This is a genomic window from Flavobacterium sp. MAHUQ-57 (assembly GCF_051908335.1).
Lineage (GTDB): Bacteria > Bacteroidota > Bacteroidia > Flavobacteriales > Flavobacteriaceae > Flavobacterium.
Genome location: NZ_JBPZTE010000006.1, coordinates 781,686 through 799,371, shown reverse-complemented (window position 1 = coordinate 799,371; position 17,686 = coordinate 781,686). Strand labels below are relative to the sequence as shown.

The window sequence follows — 17,686 nt, the reverse complement described above, 5'->3', positions numbered from 1 at the left end:
TACAATACTTTTGCCATACAAATCATGTAATAAACAAAAGTATGAGCGAAGTAACGTATGATTCCGTAAAAAAACCTTTACCAATTGATAAAGAGGTTTCTTGGGACAAAACCCAAACTATTATGAGCAAAACTGATTTATATGGCACCATTGAATATGCCAATGAAGCCTTTGTTGATGTCAGTGGTTATGAAGATTATGAATTGATGGCGCAACCTCACAATATTGTACGTCATCCGGACATGCCTAAAGTTATTTTTAAGGTGATGTGGGATAACATAAAAGAAGGTAATAAATTTCATGGGATTGTAAAAAATCTAGCGAAATCAGGTCGTTATTATTGGGTTATCACTGATTTTGAATATATGCGGGACGAAAGTGGGACGATAAAAAATTACATTGCTCGTAGGAAAGCGGTTCCGCAAGCAGTAATTACAAACCACATCGAACCTTTGTATAAAAGATTACTTCAAATTGAACAAGCTAGTGGACTTGACGCCAGTGAAAAGTATCTGATAGGTTTTTTGGAGGAAAAAGGAATGAATTATGTTGATTTAGTTACCAAATTAATGATTGATAATGATAAAAATCAACAAACTATGGTTCATCAAGTTGTAATTGAAACTGTTGAAGAAGAGGAAGAAGAACGAAGAGGTTTCTTCAGCCGATTTTTCGGAAGTTAATAGTGTTTGCTTTTGGTTTAAAAAAAACGGGTAAGTTTACTTACCCGTTTTTTTAATATGATTTTTTAATACGATCGAGATCTCTTTTGTTGTCTCTATCTTTTATTGTTTCGCGTTTGTCGTAATTTTTCTTCCCTCGGCACAGTGCGATGTCCAATTTAGCTAATCCCTTTTCATTAGTAAATAATCGAAGTGGAATAATAGTTAAACCTTTGTTCTGAACATCTTTCAGAAGACCTTTCAATTCTTTTTTGTTTAACAGAAGCTTGCGCTCACTTTTGGCTTTGTGGTTGTAATGTGTTCCATAAAGGTATTCTTCTATATGGGAATTGATTACAAATAATTCGGTGCCACTGAATTCACAAAAACTTTCTGCAATAGAGGCTTTTCCTAAACGTATTGATTTGATTTCAGTACCGGTTAAGACAATACCAGCGGTGTATCGATCAATAATTTCATAATCGAATTTAGCTCTTTTATTGAGTATGTTAATTGTTTTTTGCATGGGAGAGCAAATTTAGGAACTTAATTGAAATTCTGATAGTATCTGAGGGGTTAATTTTTAAATGGTTGATTTTTAGTATTTTGCATTTTATCGATGTTTTTTGCATTTTACCGTATTTGTAGTCGTAGTATTACAAATTTTTTTTATATTGGAATGTTAACAAACTAAAAACCAACCAAATGAAAAACAAATTCTTACAATTGTGCGCAATTGCTATTGTTGCATTTACCTCTTGTACCCAGGACGATACTGCTTCTGATGAAATTGTAATTAATGAAAGTCAAAAGCATCCATTATCTGCTCAACAGGTTGTAGCAAACATTGATGAAGCGTTCAGTAAAAAAGGATCTTTTAAATGGAGTGAATCCAATGATTATGTTTTATGGAGTGCTTTAAAAAATGGGAACAATATTTGTTCCATTGGTTTTGGAGATTCCAAAAACGATTTTGACAGAAGTAAATCGGTTAGAGCGGTTGAACATCAAAATCAAATTTTGAATATTATACGAAAATATGAAGGTAAAGAGACCGAAAAATTTTTGATAGCGACAGATCCTTATTTAAATCAATTGGACGTAGTTATCGAAAATCAGGAAACAATCATTGCACTTCGTAAAAATAAATTTATCCGTTATATGGAGCCGGCAGATTTCCGCTATTTTGCCACTACTAAAGACAATCAAAGATCAGATTCAGAATCGAGTTCAGGATGTGGTTTAAGTGTTGAAACTATAGCATCTGCAGATTATACAACTATTGCACCGAATGCAAAATTACCTTGGGCATTCAACAATCATAATATTCCAAGTGCTTGGAATTACAGTACTGGTCAAGGTGTAACCATTGGAGTCGTGGATACAGGAGCTTCAACAGAAAACACATTGTTAAACGGAAGTTTCAATAATGGTTATTCATCGGGACGTACAGTTCAAAGATTTGGCGTTTATGTGGATTCTATTTGGCCATGGAGTACAGGAACAGACGGAGTTAACGACAAATGTGGGCATGGTACTAGTATGTCATCAGTAGCTACATCTCCAAGAAATGACAAAGGACAACCTGTAGGAGTGGCATACAATTCGAATCTTATTGCATATAGAGCCGCTGCAAATGTGGTTTTGGAAGGCTATCATGAGCAAAATGGAGTAAAAAATGCTTTTACAGGTTTAGCTAATAATTCGAATGTTAAAATTATATCTATGTCGATGGGACACATCATTTCTGTTGGAAAAATTGAAGATGGTGTAAAATACGCTTATAGTAAAGGGAAATTAATTTTTTGTGCAGGAGGTACTTCAACTAGTTTTACTACTTTCGTAGGTGTTATTTTCCCAGCTTGGATGCCGGAAACGGTAGCCGTAACAGGGATTAAAGAAGCGTCTACTTATCAGAAATGTGATGTGTGTCATACAGGTGGAAAAATCGATTTCACAATTATGATGCAGAGAGCTTCTGGAACTACCATTCCAGTGAATAGTTATTATAATGGACAAGGTGATTATGTAGGTGGTTCTTCTGTAGCGACAGCAACTACAGCTGGTATAGCAGCTTTAGTATGGGCTAAAAATCCAGGATGGTCAAGAGATCAAGTATTGAATAAAATGCGTCAAACATCTCATTTGTATCCAAATAAACATCCAGAGTTTGGTTATGGAATGCCTAATGCTTTATTAGCAGTTCAATAAAAATTGTATATACTAAAAATGCTCGAGTAATCTCGAGCATTTTTTTATTTGTGAAAATTGGATTTAGAAATTCAATTTAGTTCCAAAATAGAAGTTTCTACCCGGAGCATTAATTCCTGAAGCAAAAACCCTATATTGAATGTCTAAGATATTTTCTACACCGGCATAAACAGTCAAAGCGTCGAATGGCTTTACTGCTGCCTTGAAGTTGTAAGTTTGCCATTCAGGCATTCCGTCTGCTGGAGCATATTGTAAATTGTCTTCGATACTGCTTGAATAATCTTTTAAATGTTTTTTACCATTATACAACATATTCAAATCTAGATTAAGCCATTTGTTTTCATAATTGAAACCAATTTTTCCAAAATGTGGAGGAATGTGATCCAATGGTCTTTCCGATTGATCTTCTTCAACTACTCGACCAAAGGTAAAGTTGTAACTTCCGTAGAATTTGAATTCTTTTAAAATATTCCATTTTACGCTGGTTGAATAACCAAAAATATAACCTTGGTTTTTATTTTGTGAGGCATAAACATCTGCGGGGAATCCATCATAATCGATAGTGCTATCACCTTCATAAGTAAAACGATCTACCGCAATAATATCAAATAAACGGGTATAATATGCTGTGTTTTCAAACTCGAAAGTTTTGCCGCTGTAAATAGTGATTCCTAAATCTCCAGTAATGTTTTTTTCTGGTTTGAGATTAGGATTAGGAACATATATAGTACCGTTTTGTGTTGGTGTTCCTGTTTTAGTTTCAAATACTTTAGCTAAATCATCTACGTTAGGAGTTCTAAATCCAGATGCAACATTGAATGCAATTTTTACATTTTTAGTAGAATTATTCACAATACCGGCTGCAGCACTGTATGTAATGTTCTTTTGTTCAATCGTGTTGAATGGGAATGGGAAGAACGACTTGTCTTTGAATTCGCTTGATAATGTGGTGTAACCTGCTCTAGCACCTAAATTATAAGATGTGTTTTCGTTGATTTTAGCATAATATGTAGCAAAAGCATCTGTACGTAAAGTATAGTTTTTACCGTCGGGATATCTTGTGCTGATGGCCGAATTTGTACCGGTTTGAATGTTTCTTGCATTAGCAGTTGAATTCAAATCATCATAAAATGCTTCGGCACCGTATAATAACTCGCCATTTCCTAATTTTGCTTTTAAATCAATATTGATAGAGTAAACTTTTACTTTTTCTACTCTGGATTCTTCACTTGGATTGTTTCGGTTTCTGTTAATGCGGCTTTCCTCAATGTCTTGAAAATTGGCGCCAATAGATAAATCACTGTTCCAAAATGCATTTTCTTTATTTAATTTATAACCTGCCAATAGTCGCTTTTGTGGTCCATAATTCCATGTTGCAAAACGTAAGTTACCATTTCGGATATCAGTTAATCGATCATAACGAGGGAGGTCGTTAGTTGTCGAGTATTGTAAATTCAAGTTGTGTGATGTAGTTGCATTTGGCTGAAATAAAACTTTCTGCATTGCATTGTATTGTTTGTAACCCGAAAATTTTTGCACATAAGGATCCGGGTTTTCAACAACAGTATCTACACCGTTAATGGTTTGAACATAAAAAGGGCGTAAACCGAAGAAATCATTATTTCCATTTTTTTTCTTACCCATTTTCAAATCATCAAAATCATTGTAAGAAACTGCGGTTAAGGTAGCCCATTTTTCACCGGAGAAACGAAAATCGGCATAACCGGATTTCTCCTTATTAATAGTTCCGTATCTTGTGTTTAAGGAACTTGAAAATGATTTCCCATTATTTTGAGACAGTAATAAAGGTTTTTTTGTGATTAAGTTGATGGCACCACCCATGGCGTCACTACCATATGGAGTAGAAGCTGATCCAAAAAGGATGTCCGTGTTTTCTAACATATTTTCATCAACGGTAATTACATTTTGTAAGTGGCCACCACGATAAATTAAATTATTCATACGAACACCATCAACAAGTAGTAAGATTCGACTGGATTCTAAACCTCTAATCACAGGGCTACCTCCTCCTTGTTGTGATTTTTGCACGAAAAGTTTTCCGGAATTGGATAACATTTCGGCTGTAGTTTGGAAATTGCCAAATTCAATTTCTTTTTTTGTGATTCGTTGAACTTGTTGCGGATTTCTTTTGCTTGAAGTGATATAGCGTTGTGATTCTAGCTTTACTTCTTCAAGATTAGTTACGGTATCTTTTGTTTGTGAGAATCCTCCAAAAGAAATACCTAAAATTATGATAGATATTATTTTTTTCATTGTTAATCAAATGTTTATATGTACTACGTTTTGGAAACAAAATGAATTGAATCCTCAAAAAAAAACAGATAAGAAATAATTAACAGGGAGGTCGTAGGTTTGTTACAACAATTTTGTTAGTTTTTCCTTTAACTTCCCTAAAATTAGAACAATAGTATTTTTTGGACTCCGTGACTGTGTTGTCTTCTGCAGTGGAAGTTACTATAGTGACTACTAAGTTTGATTTTTGGATTTTCTTTTTGTTCTTGTTTATAGGCTCTTTCACGCTGAATAACTGTTCAAGAGCAGTTTTAAACTTGTCTTCGTAACTGTCTTTTACTAATGTAGCTATTATTTTATTTCCCGATTTTTTATAAGAAACTACATCATAGTAAACTCCATTGATTTTAAGTTCTTTTTTTTTGCCAAGTGAATTCCAATGACTAATGGATAATTCTTTAGTTTCTGCCAAATGTAGTTTTGAAAGTTGAGCATTATATCTTATTTCCTTTATGTTTTCGATAAATACATCAGAAAATAAAGGGGCGAACTGTAACACATAAAATGTGACAATTACAAAGATGGATATATTTTTAATTTTTCTCAACATATTGGGGATGCAAATATAATTTTAAAAATTTATTGATTCCCCTTTTCTATTAAGGAATAGATTGCTGAATCAATAAACTTTCCATTGAAGAATTCATTTTCCTTAAAATGGGCTTCTTTTACAAATCCGTTTTTTTCTAAAACTTTTGCCGATGCCGAATTCTCCGGATCTATAATAGCTTCAAGGGAATGCATCTTCATATTTTTAAAGCCGTAGTCAATCATCAATTGTATTGCTTCTGTGGCAATTCCCTTTCCATGTGCTTCTGGCAGTAGCATATAACCAATTTCAGATCGGTAATGTTCCCATTTAATGCGGTAATGACCAATAATTCCTAATAGTTTGTTGTCAGGTTTTAGTGTAATAGCCCAATTGATTCCTTCATTAGTTTCAATCTTTTCCTGAATCATTTGAATATGGTCCAAGGCTTCTTCTTTTTTTGTAACCAAAGGTCTCGGGATATGTTTCATGATTTCTGGATTACTTCGTAATTCGAAAACTTCCTGAACATCATCTGGAGTGATTTGACGTAAGAGTAATCGTTCTGTTTCTAGATTGGTGAATGGTAAAAATGAAATTGGTTCCATGTTATAAAGTTTGTATTGAAAGTGAAGTGGTAAATACTTCATTAGGTTGTATTATGTTGATTCCTTCTTTTTCCAGAATATTTCCGGAGCAGTTATGTGTATCGGCGTAACCATGCCAAGGTTCGATGCAAATGAAAGGTGCGCGAGGTTTTGTCCAAATGCCAAGTTGCGGAAATCCTTTGAAATTGACAGTCAAATAGGGAACATTTTTTTTGAGAAGCGTTACTTTTTCAGAATTTAACGTTTTAAGCACAATTGCATCTTTTTCAAAAAGACTATAGGAGAGCGCTAGCTTATTTTTTTCTAATGGAATTAAGCTTGTTTTTCCGTTAAAACCTTCGTTCTCTAGTTCGTGATGAATAAGTATGTCGTCTTTTTCAAAATGAAGGCTATATTCGTCAAAATTCGAATCAATTCTAAAAGCTGGGTGAGCTCCTAATGAAAAAGGCATTGCTATGCTTGAGTTGTTTTTAACAGAATATAGGATATCTAATGTATTTTCGTTTAAGGTGTATTTAATTGTTAATTCGAAGCAAAAGGGATAATTGTTCAATGTTTCCTGATTTTCTTTTATTACAAAAGCTGCCGAATTTTCGGTCTGTTCGAATACTTCAAAGTGAAGGTTTCTGGCAAAGCCATGTCGAGGTAATTTGTAGCATTTCCCAGAAAAAAAATATTCATCATTTTTCAAACGGCCTACGATAGGGAATAATAGCGGTGAAGTTTTATTCCAGAATTTTTCATCGATAGTCCAAATATAATTGGTGTTGTTGCTATGAAAAGAGAGCAATTCTGCTCCTAGAGAACTAATTTTTACGATGGATTCGGATGATTTTAATTCGATGATCATTTTTAATATTTTGTTGTGATACTCTTAACAGGGTTTAAGATAAAATTCCTGCTAAATTAAACATAGTTATTTAACATAGCATAAACTATTAATTAACAGTTGTACTTTGTAATTAGGTTTAATTTTACTCCAATATCTTTTCGTACTCTCCAAAGACATTATTTAATCATCAATCAGTCTAGTTTTCAAATACTCAGTTTTGGAAACTTTTTTTTCAATAATGTCTAATTAAATTTTTTAGGTATGAAATTATCAATTTTAGTAGTAGTAGCAATGTTTTCAATTTCTGTTTTTTCTCAGAATTCTGAAAGCGAATTGAAATCAGAAGAATTACCTACAGTGGTAATCAAAAAAGCGGGTGAGGATTTTTCAGTGTATTTGCCTGATAAAAATCCAGATTTAAGGGTTCGTGATATGCAAAAGAAATTTATTGGTTATAACTTGGGTAAAACCCCTGATGGTTATGATGAATATTTGGTCTTGTTTGAAGGCGAAGATGCTTCTCTTGCAGCAACCTATAATGAAAAAGGAAAATTAATGCGTGTAGTTGAAAAATATGAAAAAGTTCAATTGCCAAGAGCAGTGATTTTTTCGGTGTACAAAGAATTTCCAGGATGGACTATTGTTCATGATAAGTTTTTTTATACACAAAGTAATGGTGATGTAATTAAAAAGCAATACAATCTCAAATTAAAAAAAGAAAAAGACATTAAAAGAATCATTGTTGATCCCAACGGAAGTATATTAGCTGGGATTTAATCCAATCAAAAATCTAAAAAAAAGTTAAAAAGGCTGTCCAAATTTTTGGCAGCCTTTTTAGATAACTAAAAACAATAAATGAAAACGTGTAAACTTATATTGTGGATTGATTTCTAAAAACCAATTTTCCGTCGAAACTATCTAGTAAAATGATACTTTCAGTGGTTATTTTTCCCGAAAGAATTTCTTTTGAAAGTTCATTTAACACTTCTTTTTGAATCACTCTTTTAACTGGTCTTGCACCAAATGTCGGATCATATCCTTTTTCTGATAAATAAGCTATTGCTTCAGGAGTGGCGTCCATAGTAATGTTTTGCTGTGCTAACATTTTGGTTACACTCTTTAATTGTAAGCTAACAATCTCTCGGATGTTGTCGTTGCTCAATGGCGTGAACATCACGATTTCGTCAATTCGGTTTATGAATTCAGGACGAACCGTTTGCTTGAGTAATCCTAAAACTTCCATTTTAGCAGCTTCAGTTGCAGCTTCAACTATTCCTTTTAAGTTTTCAAACTTTTCCTGTATGATATGACTTCCCATATTGGATGTCATAATGATTATGGTATTCTTGAAATCGGCTAATCTTCCTTTGTTGTCCGTCAATCTTCCTTCATCCAAAACCTGTAACAAGATGTTGAAAGTGTCCGGATGTGCTTTTTCAATTTCATCCAACAATACTACAGAGTATGGTTTGCGACGAACAGCTTCCGTCAATTGGCCACCTTCATCATAACCAATATATCCCGGAGGCGCACCAACTAAGCGACTCACGCTGTGTCTTTCTTGGTATTCGCTCATGTCAATTCGAGTCATGGCATTTTCATCATCAAAAAGATATTCGGCCAGTGCTTTGGCTAATTCTGTTTTACCAACACCAGTTGTGCCAAGGAATAAGAAAGAGCCAATTGGTTTTTTTGCATCTTGTAGCCCGGCACGACTTCTACGAACAGCGTCACTAATGGCGACAATAGCTTCTTCCTGACCTACAACGCGTTGATGTAATTCTTTTTCAAGATTCAGTAATTTTTCTCTTTCGCTTTGTAGCATCTTAGTCACCGGAATGCCTGTCCATTTCGCAACTACTTCAGCAATATCGTCATGTGTTACTTCTTCTTTGATTAAAGAATTCCCTTTTTGATTTTCTGCGAGCTGGACTTGTAACTGATCTAATTTTTCCTGTGCCTCCTTAATTTTTCCATAGCGGATTTCAGCTACTTTACCGTAATCTCCATCTCTTTCTGCACGTTCAGCTTCTAGCTTAAAATCTTCGATTTCCTGTTTCACGGATTGGATATTATCTACCAAATCTTTTTCTGATTTCCAGCGCGCAAAGATTTCATTGCGTTCTTCTTTCAAATTGGCCAAATCCAAGCCTAGCGATTTTAATTTGGTTTCATCATTCTCTCTTTTGATGGCTTCAATTTCGATTTCCAACTGCATAATCTTACGATCCAATACATCCAGTTCTTCTGGTTTTGAATTGATTTCCATTCTTAATTTAGAGGCTGCCTCGTCCATTAAGTCGATTGCTTTGTCCGGTAAAAAGCGATTGGTTATATAGCGCTGCGATAATTCAACTGCGGCAATAATCGCTTCGTCTTTAATACGAACTTTGTGGTGTGTTTCATATTTTTCCTTGATGCCTCGGAGAATTGAAATGGCACTTTCCGTATCGGGTTCGTCTACATTCACTTTCTGGAAACGACGCTCCAATGCTTTATCTTTTTCAAAATATTTTTGGTATTCGTCCAATGTTGTGGCGCCAATAGCTCTTAATTCACCTCTTGCCAATGCAGGTTTTAGAATGTTTGCGGCATCCATTGCGCCTTCACCACCACCAGCACCAACTAAAGTATGTATTTCATCAATGAACAATACAATATCACCTTCTGCTGAGGTAACTTCTTTTACCACAGATTTCAATCGTTCTTCAAACTCTCCTTTGTATTTGGCTCCTGCAATCAAAGCACCCATATCCAACGAATAGACAATTTTATCTTTCAGATTTTCGGGAACATCGCCATCTACAATGCGATGGGCTAAACCTTCTGCAATAGCGGTTTTACCTACACCTGGTTCACCAATAAGCATTGGGTTGTTCTTGGTACGTCGGGTTAAAATTTGTAACACGCGTCGAATCTCTTCATCACGTCCTATAACGGGATCTAATTTTCCGGTACGGGCCAATTCATTGAGGTTTTTAGCATATTTGTTCAGTGAATTATAGGTTTCTTCCGCCGATGCCGAAGTCACACGTTCTCCTTTTCTGATTTCTGTGATTGCAGCTTCTAATCCTTTTTCTGTTACTCCTTGGTCCTTTAAAATTTGTGCTACCTTGCTTTTTGATTTAAAAATGGCCAATAGTAAATGTTCGATCGAAACGTATTCATCATTCATTTTCTTGGCTATGATATTGGCTTCGTTAATTGTCGAAGCGGCATCCCGAGATAGCATGATGTCTGCGCCAGATACTTTCGGGAAACTAGTCAAGATGCTTTCTAAAACTTTCTGAAATAGCTCAATGTTTACATTTAATTTTTTCAATATAAATGGAGTAACATTCTCATCAACCTCCAGAATTGCCTTTACGATATGTTCGTTTTCCAGTTGCTGATGGCTCAAGCCTTGTGCAATAAGCTGTGCTTGCTGTAAGGCTTCCTGCGATTTGATTGTTAAATTGTTTAAATTCATATTGTATGTTGTTGTTTTAGTATTTTTAAGAAAGTTATTTGTCTAACTTTGTTTTCCAATCGACAATTTGTATTCCAATTCAAAAAATCAAGACAAATTGACTTGTTTTAAAGTTTTGTTAATTAGAAACCAAGACAAAATGTCTTATATTCAATAGTTTAATGGGTAGAATTATTCTTTTTATTGCCATAATAACATCCTTTTTGTTTATTTCCTGTAAGGATGAATTTCAAAAATTGGCACAAAATGATGTTCCATTGGGGAAGCCAATTCCTGGAGAATGGCTTGCGGATCATCCTGAAAAAGGGCAGACCTTTGAAGAGTATGTAAAACTCAAACCTATGCGGCCTGAGAAAATCAGAAATAAAATTTACATATTGCCTATGGGTGATTTTACTGCTCAGGAGAGTAGAATTGTAGATTTAACAGTGGAGTATTTGGAATTGTTTTATGGAATAGAGACAATCCGAATGAAAACAATTAAGGATGAAATGGTTCCTAAAGACAAAAGAAGATGGAATGATGAAGGTGAACAATTGGATGCTTCCTTTTTATTGCATAAAGTTATTCCTGCTATGAAGCCCAAGGATGCCTTGGCAATTATGGCAATAACATCAAAAGATTTATATCCCAAACCTTCTTGGAATTTTGTTTTTGGTTTGGCCACCTATTCGGAAGGAATCGGGATTACTTCAATTGCCAGGTATGAACCCAATAATAAGGATTATTCCGTAGGTTTACGACGCGCAATTAAAACTTCTGCCCATGAAATTGGACACATGTTTAAAATGAGGCATTGCACATATGCTAAATGTGTGATGAATGGTGTGAATTCTTTGAGTGAAGATGATCGAAAGCCTAATACGCTATGTTCGGTTTGCCTAAAAAAAATGGTATGGAATTTGGAGTTAGATAACAAAGAGCGATTTGAAAAGATTATTGCTTTTTATCAAAGACATTATTTGAGCAGCGATGCAGAAATAATGAAAAATCAATTAGAATTAATAGAATAGTAAAACATGAGTTTTTTTAAGAATTTATTTGGGAATGAAGAGCAACAGCGTAATTCTCTTAAAATAGAATGGAATCCGTTGACAGATATAAAACAATTGGATGCAATTGTTGAGGAGTCAAATAGTCAACCTATTGTTATTTTTAAACATAGTACGCGATGTAATATTAGTAGAATGGTGCTAAAACAATTTGAAAATGAATTTGATGTGGTGTCGGGTTTGGTAAAGCCGTATTACTTAGATTTATTGGAATTTAGGCCAATTTCCAATGAGATTGCGGCTAAATTTAATGTAGTGCATCAGTCACCACAGATTATTGTCTTGAAAAATGAACTGGTAGTTCATGATGCTTCTCACAGCGATATTCAGGCAGGAGATTTGAGAAATGTGTAATTAATTGATAGCAATAAAAAAACCCGAAGTACTTCGGGTTTTTTTATTAATCGTGAAATGGAGATTAACCTCTTCTTTCTTTGATTTTAGCTTTTTTACCAGTAAGATCTCTAAAGTAGTAGATACGAGCTCTTCTAACTTTACCTCTTTGGTTCAATTCAATTTTTTGTAAAGCTGGCATGTTGATAGGGAAGATACGCTCTACACCTACAGCACCTGACATTTTACGGATTGTAAAAGTTTCAGTAGCACCAGTACCTCTTCTTTGGATTACAACTCCTTTGAAGAACTGTGTTCTTGTTTTTTCACCCTCTTTAATTTCATAGTACACAGTGATAGTATCACCAGCACCAAAAGCAGGGAAATCTTTTTTTGCAGTTAATTCGTTATTTACGAAATCTAATAAACTTGCCATCGTAATAAATTATTATGGTTAAAAATCGAGCAACATTCACGGATTTCGCCAGAGGTTGGTCAAATGTGGGGCAAATTTAGTTAAAATTTCCAAACTACAAAAACAAAAACGTAAATTATTTGTAATAATATCCCGGCTGTAAGTGTTTGATATTTAATGTTTTCCTTTTTGGAATTTGGAATTTTGTATTTGGGTTTTATTTTTTATTCTTCCAAAAGATCCGGTCTTCGGTTTTTAGTATGTTCATAAGCCTTTTCTTCTCTCCATTTTTCAATGTTGGCAAAATGTCCACTCAACAATACATCAGGTACTTTCATGCCTTTGTATTCGGCTGGACGGGTATAAATTGGTGGTGATAGTAAATTGTCCTGAAAACTATCAGTCAATGCTGAGGTTTCGTCACTTAATACCCCAGGAATTAGTCGGATTAAGGCATCACAGAATACTATAGCGCCTATTTCACCTCCGGAAAGCACATAATCACCAATTGAAATTTCTTTGGTAATATGCATGTCGCGAACTCTTTGATCAACTCCCTTATAATGCCCGCATAATATAATAATGTTTTCATACATTGACATTTTGTTGGCCATGGGCTGGTTTAAGGTTTCACCATCAGGAGTCATATAAATAACTTCGTCGTAAGTACGCTCTGATTTAAGTTTTGTAATGCAGTCGTCAATCGGCTGAATCATCATTACCATTCCGGCACCACCTCCAAACTGATAATCATCTACGCTTTTGCGTTTGTCGTGGGCATAATCTCTTAAATTGTGGAAATGAACCTCTACCAATCCTTTATCGATAGCTCTTCTCATGATGGAACCTTCAAATGGACTTCGAAGCAGGTCGGGTAGTACAGTAATAATGTCTATGCGCATGACTTAAAATTTGGACAAAAATAGTTTAAAAGTTTAATTGAGTAAAATTGTTTAAGGAATATAAAAGGCTAAATTTGGAAAATTAAAGTTGAAAGCACACTACTGGTTATGGATATTAAAGAAAATGTAAAGTTTGGTGAAGGAATTATAAGTGGGTATACATCTGTTTTTTTAGGTATACTTTCTTTTTTAGGTGTTTTTTGTTTTAAATACCCTGAATGGCTTACCACTCCTGAATTTAGAAATGTTTATACTGGTGAATCAATGAAAGTATTGCTAACGGCTGTTATCATTGCTTCTCTATTTTTTGCTGTCATAAGTTTTATGAGGAGTAACCAGAAAAAATGGGCTTTATATGGAATGGCATTTTGTGTTTTTGCAATTGTATTGGGAGGGTTTGATGTTAGTCCAAGAAGTGTTAACGTGACCAAAGTTCATTTAGGATTAGATTGGCTGATTTTAGATTTATTTTTGATGGCGATTATATTTGTGCCGATAGAAATAGTTTTTCCTAAACGTAAGAACCAGCCAACTTTTCATGAGGAATGGAAGACGGATTTGATGTATTTCGTTGTTAGTCATTTGTTGGTGCAATTTTTTGGAGTAATTACTCAGCAGCCGGCTAAATTGTTTTTTGGTTGGATGGGATTGGATGGAATTCAAAGTTATGTTCAAACGCTACCCATTCTGATACAGTTATTTTTTGCGTTCTTTATTTCTGATTTATTTCAATATTGGACACATCGTTTTTTTCACTCCCATACTTTTTTATGGAGGTTCCATTCGATTCATCATTCTACCGAAAATATGGATTGGTTGGCAGGTTCAAGAACCCATTTCGTTGATATTTTTGTTACCCGCTCCATGGCATTTGTGCCGCTTTATGTTTTGGGTTTCTCAACGATTACCTTTAATATTTACGTAATTTTTATGGCTATCCATGCCGTTCTTATTCATTCAAATACACGAATTGACTTCGGATTTTTTAAATATGTGTTTGCTACACCTCAATACCATCATTGGCATCATTGTAAAAATTCAGACTATTATGGAAAAAATTTTGCGACTATCTTCCCGTTTATAGATAAGCTATTTGGAACCTATTATTTACCCAACAATGTCTGGCCGGAAGACACGGGTTTATTAGAAACAAATTTTCCTAAAGGTTATATAAAACAAGCTGTTTATCCCTTTACCAAAAGTCCATTCGATAAAGATTTAAATATGGAAGAATATTCGAAATCTACGAGATAAATCAAACTCCAAACTGTCTCAAGTGATGATCTAGATGTTTCCATTGTAAATTGTCCCAATCTTGAGAACTCATCGGACCGAAGAAAGGATGTTTGTTGGTTTTAATCACTTGTGTGCCGTCTTTAAACATTTGTACTTTTTCTTTGAGTTCTAATTTGGTTTTATCAAAATCATAACTTCCTTTTCGGATAAAATCAGGAGCCGTTGGACTGTTTTTTCCGAACTTAGGTGCAGTAATGATTTTCTTTTTAATGAGTCGTCCCAATAAAGAAAATAGAAAATTGGCTTTCAATTGCGTATTGCCAAAAGCGATATCGATAGGTGCAATGCAGTGTGACATCATTTGATCCACGGTCATTTTACCCCATAATCCTTGCGATTCAGGTGATAAACGGTCAATTCGATTGATTAAATCTTGATTGTCATTCGGATTGAAAATACTAGCCATAATTTTATTTTTTTGTCGCTTCCACTGCAAATACCATTGGGATTTTATTCTGTAAATGTTTTATTCTGAATTTTCCCGGTTCAAATTCTTCGGTCTGATTGAAACAATTGTAAGGAGAATAATCATATTCATTAAAAGAATTAATTTCTAATCCCGATTGAATAAGGGCATTTAAAACTTCACTTGTAGGATGATTCCAAGTAATGGTTTTGGTTTCCAAAGATGCATTTTTATTGGCGTAAGTTCCTGATTCTTCCTCAATTATTGGTTCTACATTGAAATAACTATAGAAAACTTCTTTAAAATCGTTGTCAAACATCCATACAATTGGATGAAAATCAGCTAAAATGAATTTTCCTTGAGGTTTTAAAAAGCGAGAAACAACATTGGCCCATTTATCTAAATCTGGAAGCCAACCAATGGTGCCGTAACTGGTAAAAACAAGGTCAAATTGTTCGTCCAAATGATTCGGTAAATCATAAATATCACAACAAATAAATTTTGCATCTAAATTTAATTGCTCGTTGAATTCTTTTGCTTTTGCGATTGCTTTGTCTGATAAATCAACTCCAGTAGCTTTGGCTCCCATTCGAGCAAAACTTAAAGTGTCCTGACCAAAATGACATTGTAGATGTAAAATAGACTTACCCTTAATTTCTCCTATTAATTTTAGTTCAATTTCATTAAGGGATGATTTTCCTTTTAAAAAATCATCATTTGCGTAAAATTCAGAATCAACATGAAAGTCTGTCTTTTCGTTCCATGTTTTCTTATTAATCTCTAAATAATTTAAATCACTCATTATAATATATGTTCCATTTGTATGTCTGCTCTTTCGTAATCTGTTTCGTCCATTGGGACTTCAATAAAGTTAAATTTAGTATATAAGTTTAAAGCAGGTTTTAATTTTCTATTAGAAACCAAAAATATTTTTTTTGCATTATTCTCTTGAGCAAATTCAATACAAGCTTCCATTAATAAATTACTCAACCTCATTCCTTGAAACTTTTTGTCAACCGCCATTTTAGCTAGCTCATAAGTTTCATCATTAGTTTTTATCATGGCAACTGTTCCAGCTATTTCTTGGTCTACAAGGCAAAAGAATATTTCTCCTTCTTTTTCAATAATGTCATTTTCAATATTATTGAACGTTTCTAAATCATGTGGTTCAACATAAAAGTATTCTTCTAGCCAAGCTTTGTTTAATCTTATAAAGTCATTTTTATATTGTGGATTGTATCCAATTATTTTAATCTCCATTTGAATATAAAATCGTAATTTTGTCATTCAAATTTAATTATAATTACGATGCAAGACGGTATTTACGCAAAATTTAATACTTCAAAAGGGTCGATTTTAGTAAAATTAACTCACGATTTAACACCTGGTACAGTAGGGAACTTTGTTGGTTTAGCGGAAGGGAATTTAGAAAATTCTGTAAAGCCTCAAGGAAATAAATATTATGACGGATTGAAATTTCACCGTGTTATTCCTGATTTCATGATTCAAGGAGGTTGTCCTTTGGGAACAGGAACTGGTGATGCTGGATATAAATTCGACGACGAATTCCACCCGACATTGAAACATGACAAACCAGGAGTATTATCAATGGCTAACGCTGGTCCTGGCACAAACGGTTCGCAATTTTTTATTACACACGTAGCTACACCATGGTTAGATGGTAAACATTCGGTTTTCGGTCACGTGGTTGAAGGTCAAGATGTGGTTGATGCGGTGGCTCAAGGTGATACTTTAGAAAGTGTTGAAATTATCAGAGTAGGAGCAGAAGCTGAAAAATGGAATGCAGTTGAGGCTTTCCGTACGTTTGAAGGTTCTCGTTTGAAAAGAATTGAAGAAGCGAAACGCCAAGCGGAAGAAGCTATGGAAAAATTAGCGGCTGGTTTTGAAAAAACAGAAAGCGGACTACGTTATAAAATCATTCAAAAAGGTAACGGTAAGCAAGCTGAAGCTGGTAAAACAGTTTCGGTACACTATACAGGTTCATTAGAAAACGGGAAAACTTTTGATAGTTCATACCCTAGAAAAAAACCAATTGAATTCCCATTAGGTCGCGGTAATGTGATTGAAGGATGGGATGAAGGTATTGCTTTATTGCAAGTTGGTGACAAAGCACGTTTTGTAATTCCAGCCTATTTAGGTTATGGTGAAAGAGGTGCAGGGGGAGTTATTCCACCTAATGCCACTTTAGTTTTTGATGTAGAATTAATGGACGTGAAATAATCACAACATTTAATAAATTTTAAATCCCGATTCATTTGAATTGGGATTTTTTTATTTTTACCACAAACCTAAATGAGTATGAAAAATTCAAAATGGACAGCTTTGGCTGTTTTAGGAGTAGTGTTATATGCTTGTTCACCTAAAGTGGCAACTACTACTGCTCCGCCTAAAGTTGTAATTGCAACAACCGAAACTGTAACAGAAACGATTTTGACTCCAGAATTGGCCAAAGGAAAATCATTATATGAAGACAGTTGTGCCAATTGTCATAAACTCTTTCCTGCATCTAAACATGACAAAGAGGGTTGGGTAGTCACTTTAGACAGAATGGCACCGAAAGCAAAAATTACTGAGGAAGAAAAAGTATTGATATACAATTATCTGGTAGCCGGATTATAAAAGGAAACCCCATCAAAG

19 protein-coding genes are annotated in these 17,686 nt (G+C 34.3%); 8 read left to right on the top strand and 11 right to left on the bottom strand.

Features of this window, described 5'->3' with window-relative positions; genetic code table 11:
• Positions 1 to 41: 41 nt before the first annotated feature.
• Complete coding sequence (locus ACS8MM_RS04010; protein WP_379713272.1) at positions 42 to 683, top strand: PAS domain-containing protein; 642 nt, start codon at positions 42 to 44, stop codon at positions 681 to 683.
• 52 nt (positions 684 to 735) lie between these two features.
• Here ACS8MM_RS04010 and smpB read toward each other — a convergent pair whose 3' ends face one another.
• On the bottom strand, positions 736 to 1,188 hold the full coding sequence (gene smpB / locus ACS8MM_RS04005) for an SsrA-binding protein SmpB (RefSeq protein ID WP_379713270.1): 453 nt from the start codon (positions 1,186 to 1,188) through the stop codon (positions 736 to 738).
• Between the two features lie 179 nt (positions 1,189 to 1,367).
• Between smpB and ACS8MM_RS04000 the strand changes: the two genes are divergently transcribed.
• On the top strand, positions 1,368 to 2,873 hold the full coding sequence (locus tag ACS8MM_RS04000; RefSeq protein WP_379713268.1) for a S8 family peptidase: 1,506 nt from the start codon (positions 1,368 to 1,370) through the stop codon (positions 2,871 to 2,873).
• 63 nt (positions 2,874 to 2,936) lie between these two features.
• Here ACS8MM_RS04000 and ACS8MM_RS03995 read toward each other — a convergent pair whose 3' ends face one another.
• The 4 genes from ACS8MM_RS03995 to ACS8MM_RS03980 form a co-directional block, all read right to left on the bottom strand.
• Entirely contained in the window at positions 2,937 to 5,147 is a 2,211-nt protein-coding gene (locus ACS8MM_RS03995) for a TonB-dependent receptor plug domain-containing protein (RefSeq protein ID WP_379713266.1), read from the bottom strand.
• Between the two features lie 79 nt (positions 5,148 to 5,226).
• Positions 5,227 to 5,736: a hypothetical protein gene (locus tag ACS8MM_RS03990; RefSeq protein WP_379713264.1), complete on the bottom strand. Its 510-nt coding sequence runs from the start codon at positions 5,734 to 5,736 to the stop codon at positions 5,227 to 5,229.
• A gap of 29 nt (positions 5,737 to 5,765) precedes the next feature.
• Positions 5,766 to 6,323, bottom strand: a complete 558-nt coding sequence (locus tag ACS8MM_RS03985) for a GNAT family N-acetyltransferase (protein ID WP_379713262.1) — start codon at positions 6,321 to 6,323, stop codon at positions 5,766 to 5,768.
• Between the two features lies 1 nt (position 6,324).
• Complete coding sequence (locus tag ACS8MM_RS03980; protein WP_379713260.1) at positions 6,325 to 7,173, bottom strand: aldose 1-epimerase family protein; 849 nt, start codon at positions 7,171 to 7,173, stop codon at positions 6,325 to 6,327.
• Positions 7,174 to 7,416: 243 nt separating this feature from the next.
• Between ACS8MM_RS03980 and ACS8MM_RS03975 the strand changes: the two genes are divergently transcribed.
• Positions 7,417 to 7,932 (top strand): hypothetical protein, encoded by a 516-nt coding sequence (locus ACS8MM_RS03975; protein WP_379713258.1) that lies wholly within the window; start codon positions 7,417 to 7,419, stop codon positions 7,930 to 7,932.
• Between the two features lie 94 nt (positions 7,933 to 8,026).
• Here the strand turns inward: ACS8MM_RS03975 and clpB are convergent, their stop codons facing one another.
• Positions 8,027 to 10,624: an ATP-dependent chaperone ClpB gene (clpB, locus tag ACS8MM_RS03970; RefSeq protein ID WP_379713256.1), complete on the bottom strand. Its 2,598-nt coding sequence runs from the start codon at positions 10,622 to 10,624 to the stop codon at positions 8,027 to 8,029.
• Between the two features lie 161 nt (positions 10,625 to 10,785).
• Between clpB and ACS8MM_RS03965 the strand changes: the two genes are divergently transcribed.
• Positions 10,786 to 11,637, top strand: coding sequence for an archaemetzincin (locus tag ACS8MM_RS03965; RefSeq protein ID WP_379713254.1), 852 nt, complete (start codon positions 10,786 to 10,788; stop codon positions 11,635 to 11,637).
• A 6-nt stretch (positions 11,638 to 11,643) separates the two neighbouring features.
• On the top strand, positions 11,644 to 12,030 hold the full coding sequence (ytxJ, locus tag ACS8MM_RS03960) for a bacillithiol system redox-active protein YtxJ (RefSeq protein ID WP_379713252.1): 387 nt from the start codon (positions 11,644 to 11,646) through the stop codon (positions 12,028 to 12,030).
• Positions 12,031 to 12,094: 64 nt separating this feature from the next.
• Here the strand turns inward: ytxJ and rplS are convergent, their stop codons facing one another.
• Positions 12,095 to 12,445, bottom strand: coding sequence for a 50S ribosomal protein L19 (gene rplS, locus ACS8MM_RS03955; RefSeq protein WP_379713251.1), 351 nt, complete (start codon positions 12,443 to 12,445; stop codon positions 12,095 to 12,097).
• Positions 12,446 to 12,648: 203 nt separating this feature from the next.
• Positions 12,649 to 13,326, bottom strand: a complete 678-nt coding sequence (gene trmD / locus ACS8MM_RS03950; RefSeq protein WP_379713249.1) for a tRNA (guanosine(37)-N1)-methyltransferase TrmD — start codon at positions 13,324 to 13,326, stop codon at positions 12,649 to 12,651.
• Positions 13,327 to 13,434: 108 nt separating this feature from the next.
• On the opposite strand from trmD, the gene ACS8MM_RS03945 reads away from it, so the two are divergent.
• Complete coding sequence (locus tag ACS8MM_RS03945) at positions 13,435 to 14,580, top strand: sterol desaturase family protein (protein WP_379713247.1); 1,146 nt, start codon at positions 13,435 to 13,437, stop codon at positions 14,578 to 14,580.
• A 1-nt stretch (position 14,581) separates the two neighbouring features.
• On the opposite strand, the gene ACS8MM_RS03940 is transcribed toward ACS8MM_RS03945, so the two are convergent.
• Genes ACS8MM_RS03940 through ACS8MM_RS03930 form a run of 3 tightly spaced genes read right to left on the bottom strand, consistent with a single transcriptional unit; the run spans position 14,582 to position 16,315 of the window.
• Positions 14,582 to 15,028, bottom strand: coding sequence for a DUF1569 domain-containing protein (locus ACS8MM_RS03940; protein ID WP_379713245.1), 447 nt, complete (start codon positions 15,026 to 15,028; stop codon positions 14,582 to 14,584).
• 4 nt (positions 15,029 to 15,032) lie between these two features.
• Entirely contained in the window at positions 15,033 to 15,830 is a 798-nt protein-coding gene (locus ACS8MM_RS03935; RefSeq protein ID WP_379713243.1) for a class I SAM-dependent methyltransferase, read from the bottom strand.
• A complete protein-coding gene (locus ACS8MM_RS03930; protein ID WP_379713241.1) occupies positions 15,830 to 16,315 on the bottom strand; it encodes a GNAT family N-acetyltransferase in 486 nt (161 codons plus the stop codon). The genes ACS8MM_RS03935 and ACS8MM_RS03930 overlap by 1 nt, the downstream gene beginning before the upstream one ends.
• 21 nt (positions 16,316 to 16,336) lie before the next feature.
• Between ACS8MM_RS03930 and ACS8MM_RS03925 the strand changes: the two genes are divergently transcribed.
• Positions 16,337 to 17,269, top strand: a complete 933-nt coding sequence (locus ACS8MM_RS03925; protein WP_379713239.1) for a peptidylprolyl isomerase — start codon at positions 16,337 to 16,339, stop codon at positions 17,267 to 17,269.
• A 78-nt stretch (positions 17,270 to 17,347) separates the two neighbouring features.
• A complete protein-coding gene (locus ACS8MM_RS03920; RefSeq protein WP_379713237.1) occupies positions 17,348 to 17,668 on the top strand; it encodes a cytochrome C in 321 nt (106 codons plus the stop codon).
• The last annotated feature ends 18 nt before the right edge of the window (positions 17,669 to 17,686 follow it).

Coding starts and splice junctions, on each gene's coding strand:
- ACS8MM_RS04010 (WP_379713272.1), top strand. CDS start 42: ATGAGCGAAGTAACGTATGATTCCGTAAAAAAACCTTTACCAATTGAT.
- smpB (WP_379713270.1), bottom strand. CDS start 1,188: ATGCAAAAAACAATTAACATACTCAATAAAAGAGCTAAATTCGATTAT.
- ACS8MM_RS04000 (WP_379713268.1), top strand. CDS start 1,368: ATGAAAAACAAATTCTTACAATTGTGCGCAATTGCTATTGTTGCATTT.
- ACS8MM_RS03995 (WP_379713266.1), bottom strand. CDS start 5,147: ATGAAAAAAATAATATCTATCATAATTTTAGGTATTTCTTTTGGAGGA.
- ACS8MM_RS03990 (WP_379713264.1), bottom strand. CDS start 5,736: ATGTTGAGAAAAATTAAAAATATATCCATCTTTGTAATTGTCACATTT.
- ACS8MM_RS03985 (WP_379713262.1), bottom strand. CDS start 6,323: ATGGAACCAATTTCATTTTTACCATTCACCAATCTAGAAACAGAACGA.
- ACS8MM_RS03980 (WP_379713260.1), bottom strand. CDS start 7,173: ATGATCATCGAATTAAAATCATCCGAATCCATCGTAAAAATTAGTTCT.
- ACS8MM_RS03975 (WP_379713258.1), top strand. CDS start 7,417: ATGAAATTATCAATTTTAGTAGTAGTAGCAATGTTTTCAATTTCTGTT.
- clpB (WP_379713256.1), bottom strand. CDS start 10,624: ATGAATTTAAACAATTTAACAATCAAATCGCAGGAAGCCTTACAGCAA.
- ACS8MM_RS03965 (WP_379713254.1), top strand. CDS start 10,786: ATGGGTAGAATTATTCTTTTTATTGCCATAATAACATCCTTTTTGTTT.
- ytxJ (WP_379713252.1), top strand. CDS start 11,644: ATGAGTTTTTTTAAGAATTTATTTGGGAATGAAGAGCAACAGCGTAAT.
- rplS (WP_379713251.1), bottom strand. CDS start 12,445: ATGGCAAGTTTATTAGATTTCGTAAATAACGAATTAACTGCAAAAAAA.
- trmD (WP_379713249.1), bottom strand. CDS start 13,326: ATGCGCATAGACATTATTACTGTACTACCCGACCTGCTTCGAAGTCCA.
- ACS8MM_RS03945 (WP_379713247.1), top strand. CDS start 13,435: ATGGATATTAAAGAAAATGTAAAGTTTGGTGAAGGAATTATAAGTGGG.
- ACS8MM_RS03940 (WP_379713245.1), bottom strand. CDS start 15,028: ATGGCTAGTATTTTCAATCCGAATGACAATCAAGATTTAATCAATCGA.
- ACS8MM_RS03935 (WP_379713243.1), bottom strand. CDS start 15,830: ATGAGTGATTTAAATTATTTAGAGATTAATAAGAAAACATGGAACGAA.
- ACS8MM_RS03930 (WP_379713241.1), bottom strand. CDS start 16,315: ATGACAAAATTACGATTTTATATTCAAATGGAGATTAAAATAATTGGA.
- ACS8MM_RS03925 (WP_379713239.1), top strand. CDS start 16,337: ATGCAAGACGGTATTTACGCAAAATTTAATACTTCAAAAGGGTCGATT.
- ACS8MM_RS03920 (WP_379713237.1), top strand. CDS start 17,348: ATGAAAAATTCAAAATGGACAGCTTTGGCTGTTTTAGGAGTAGTGTTA.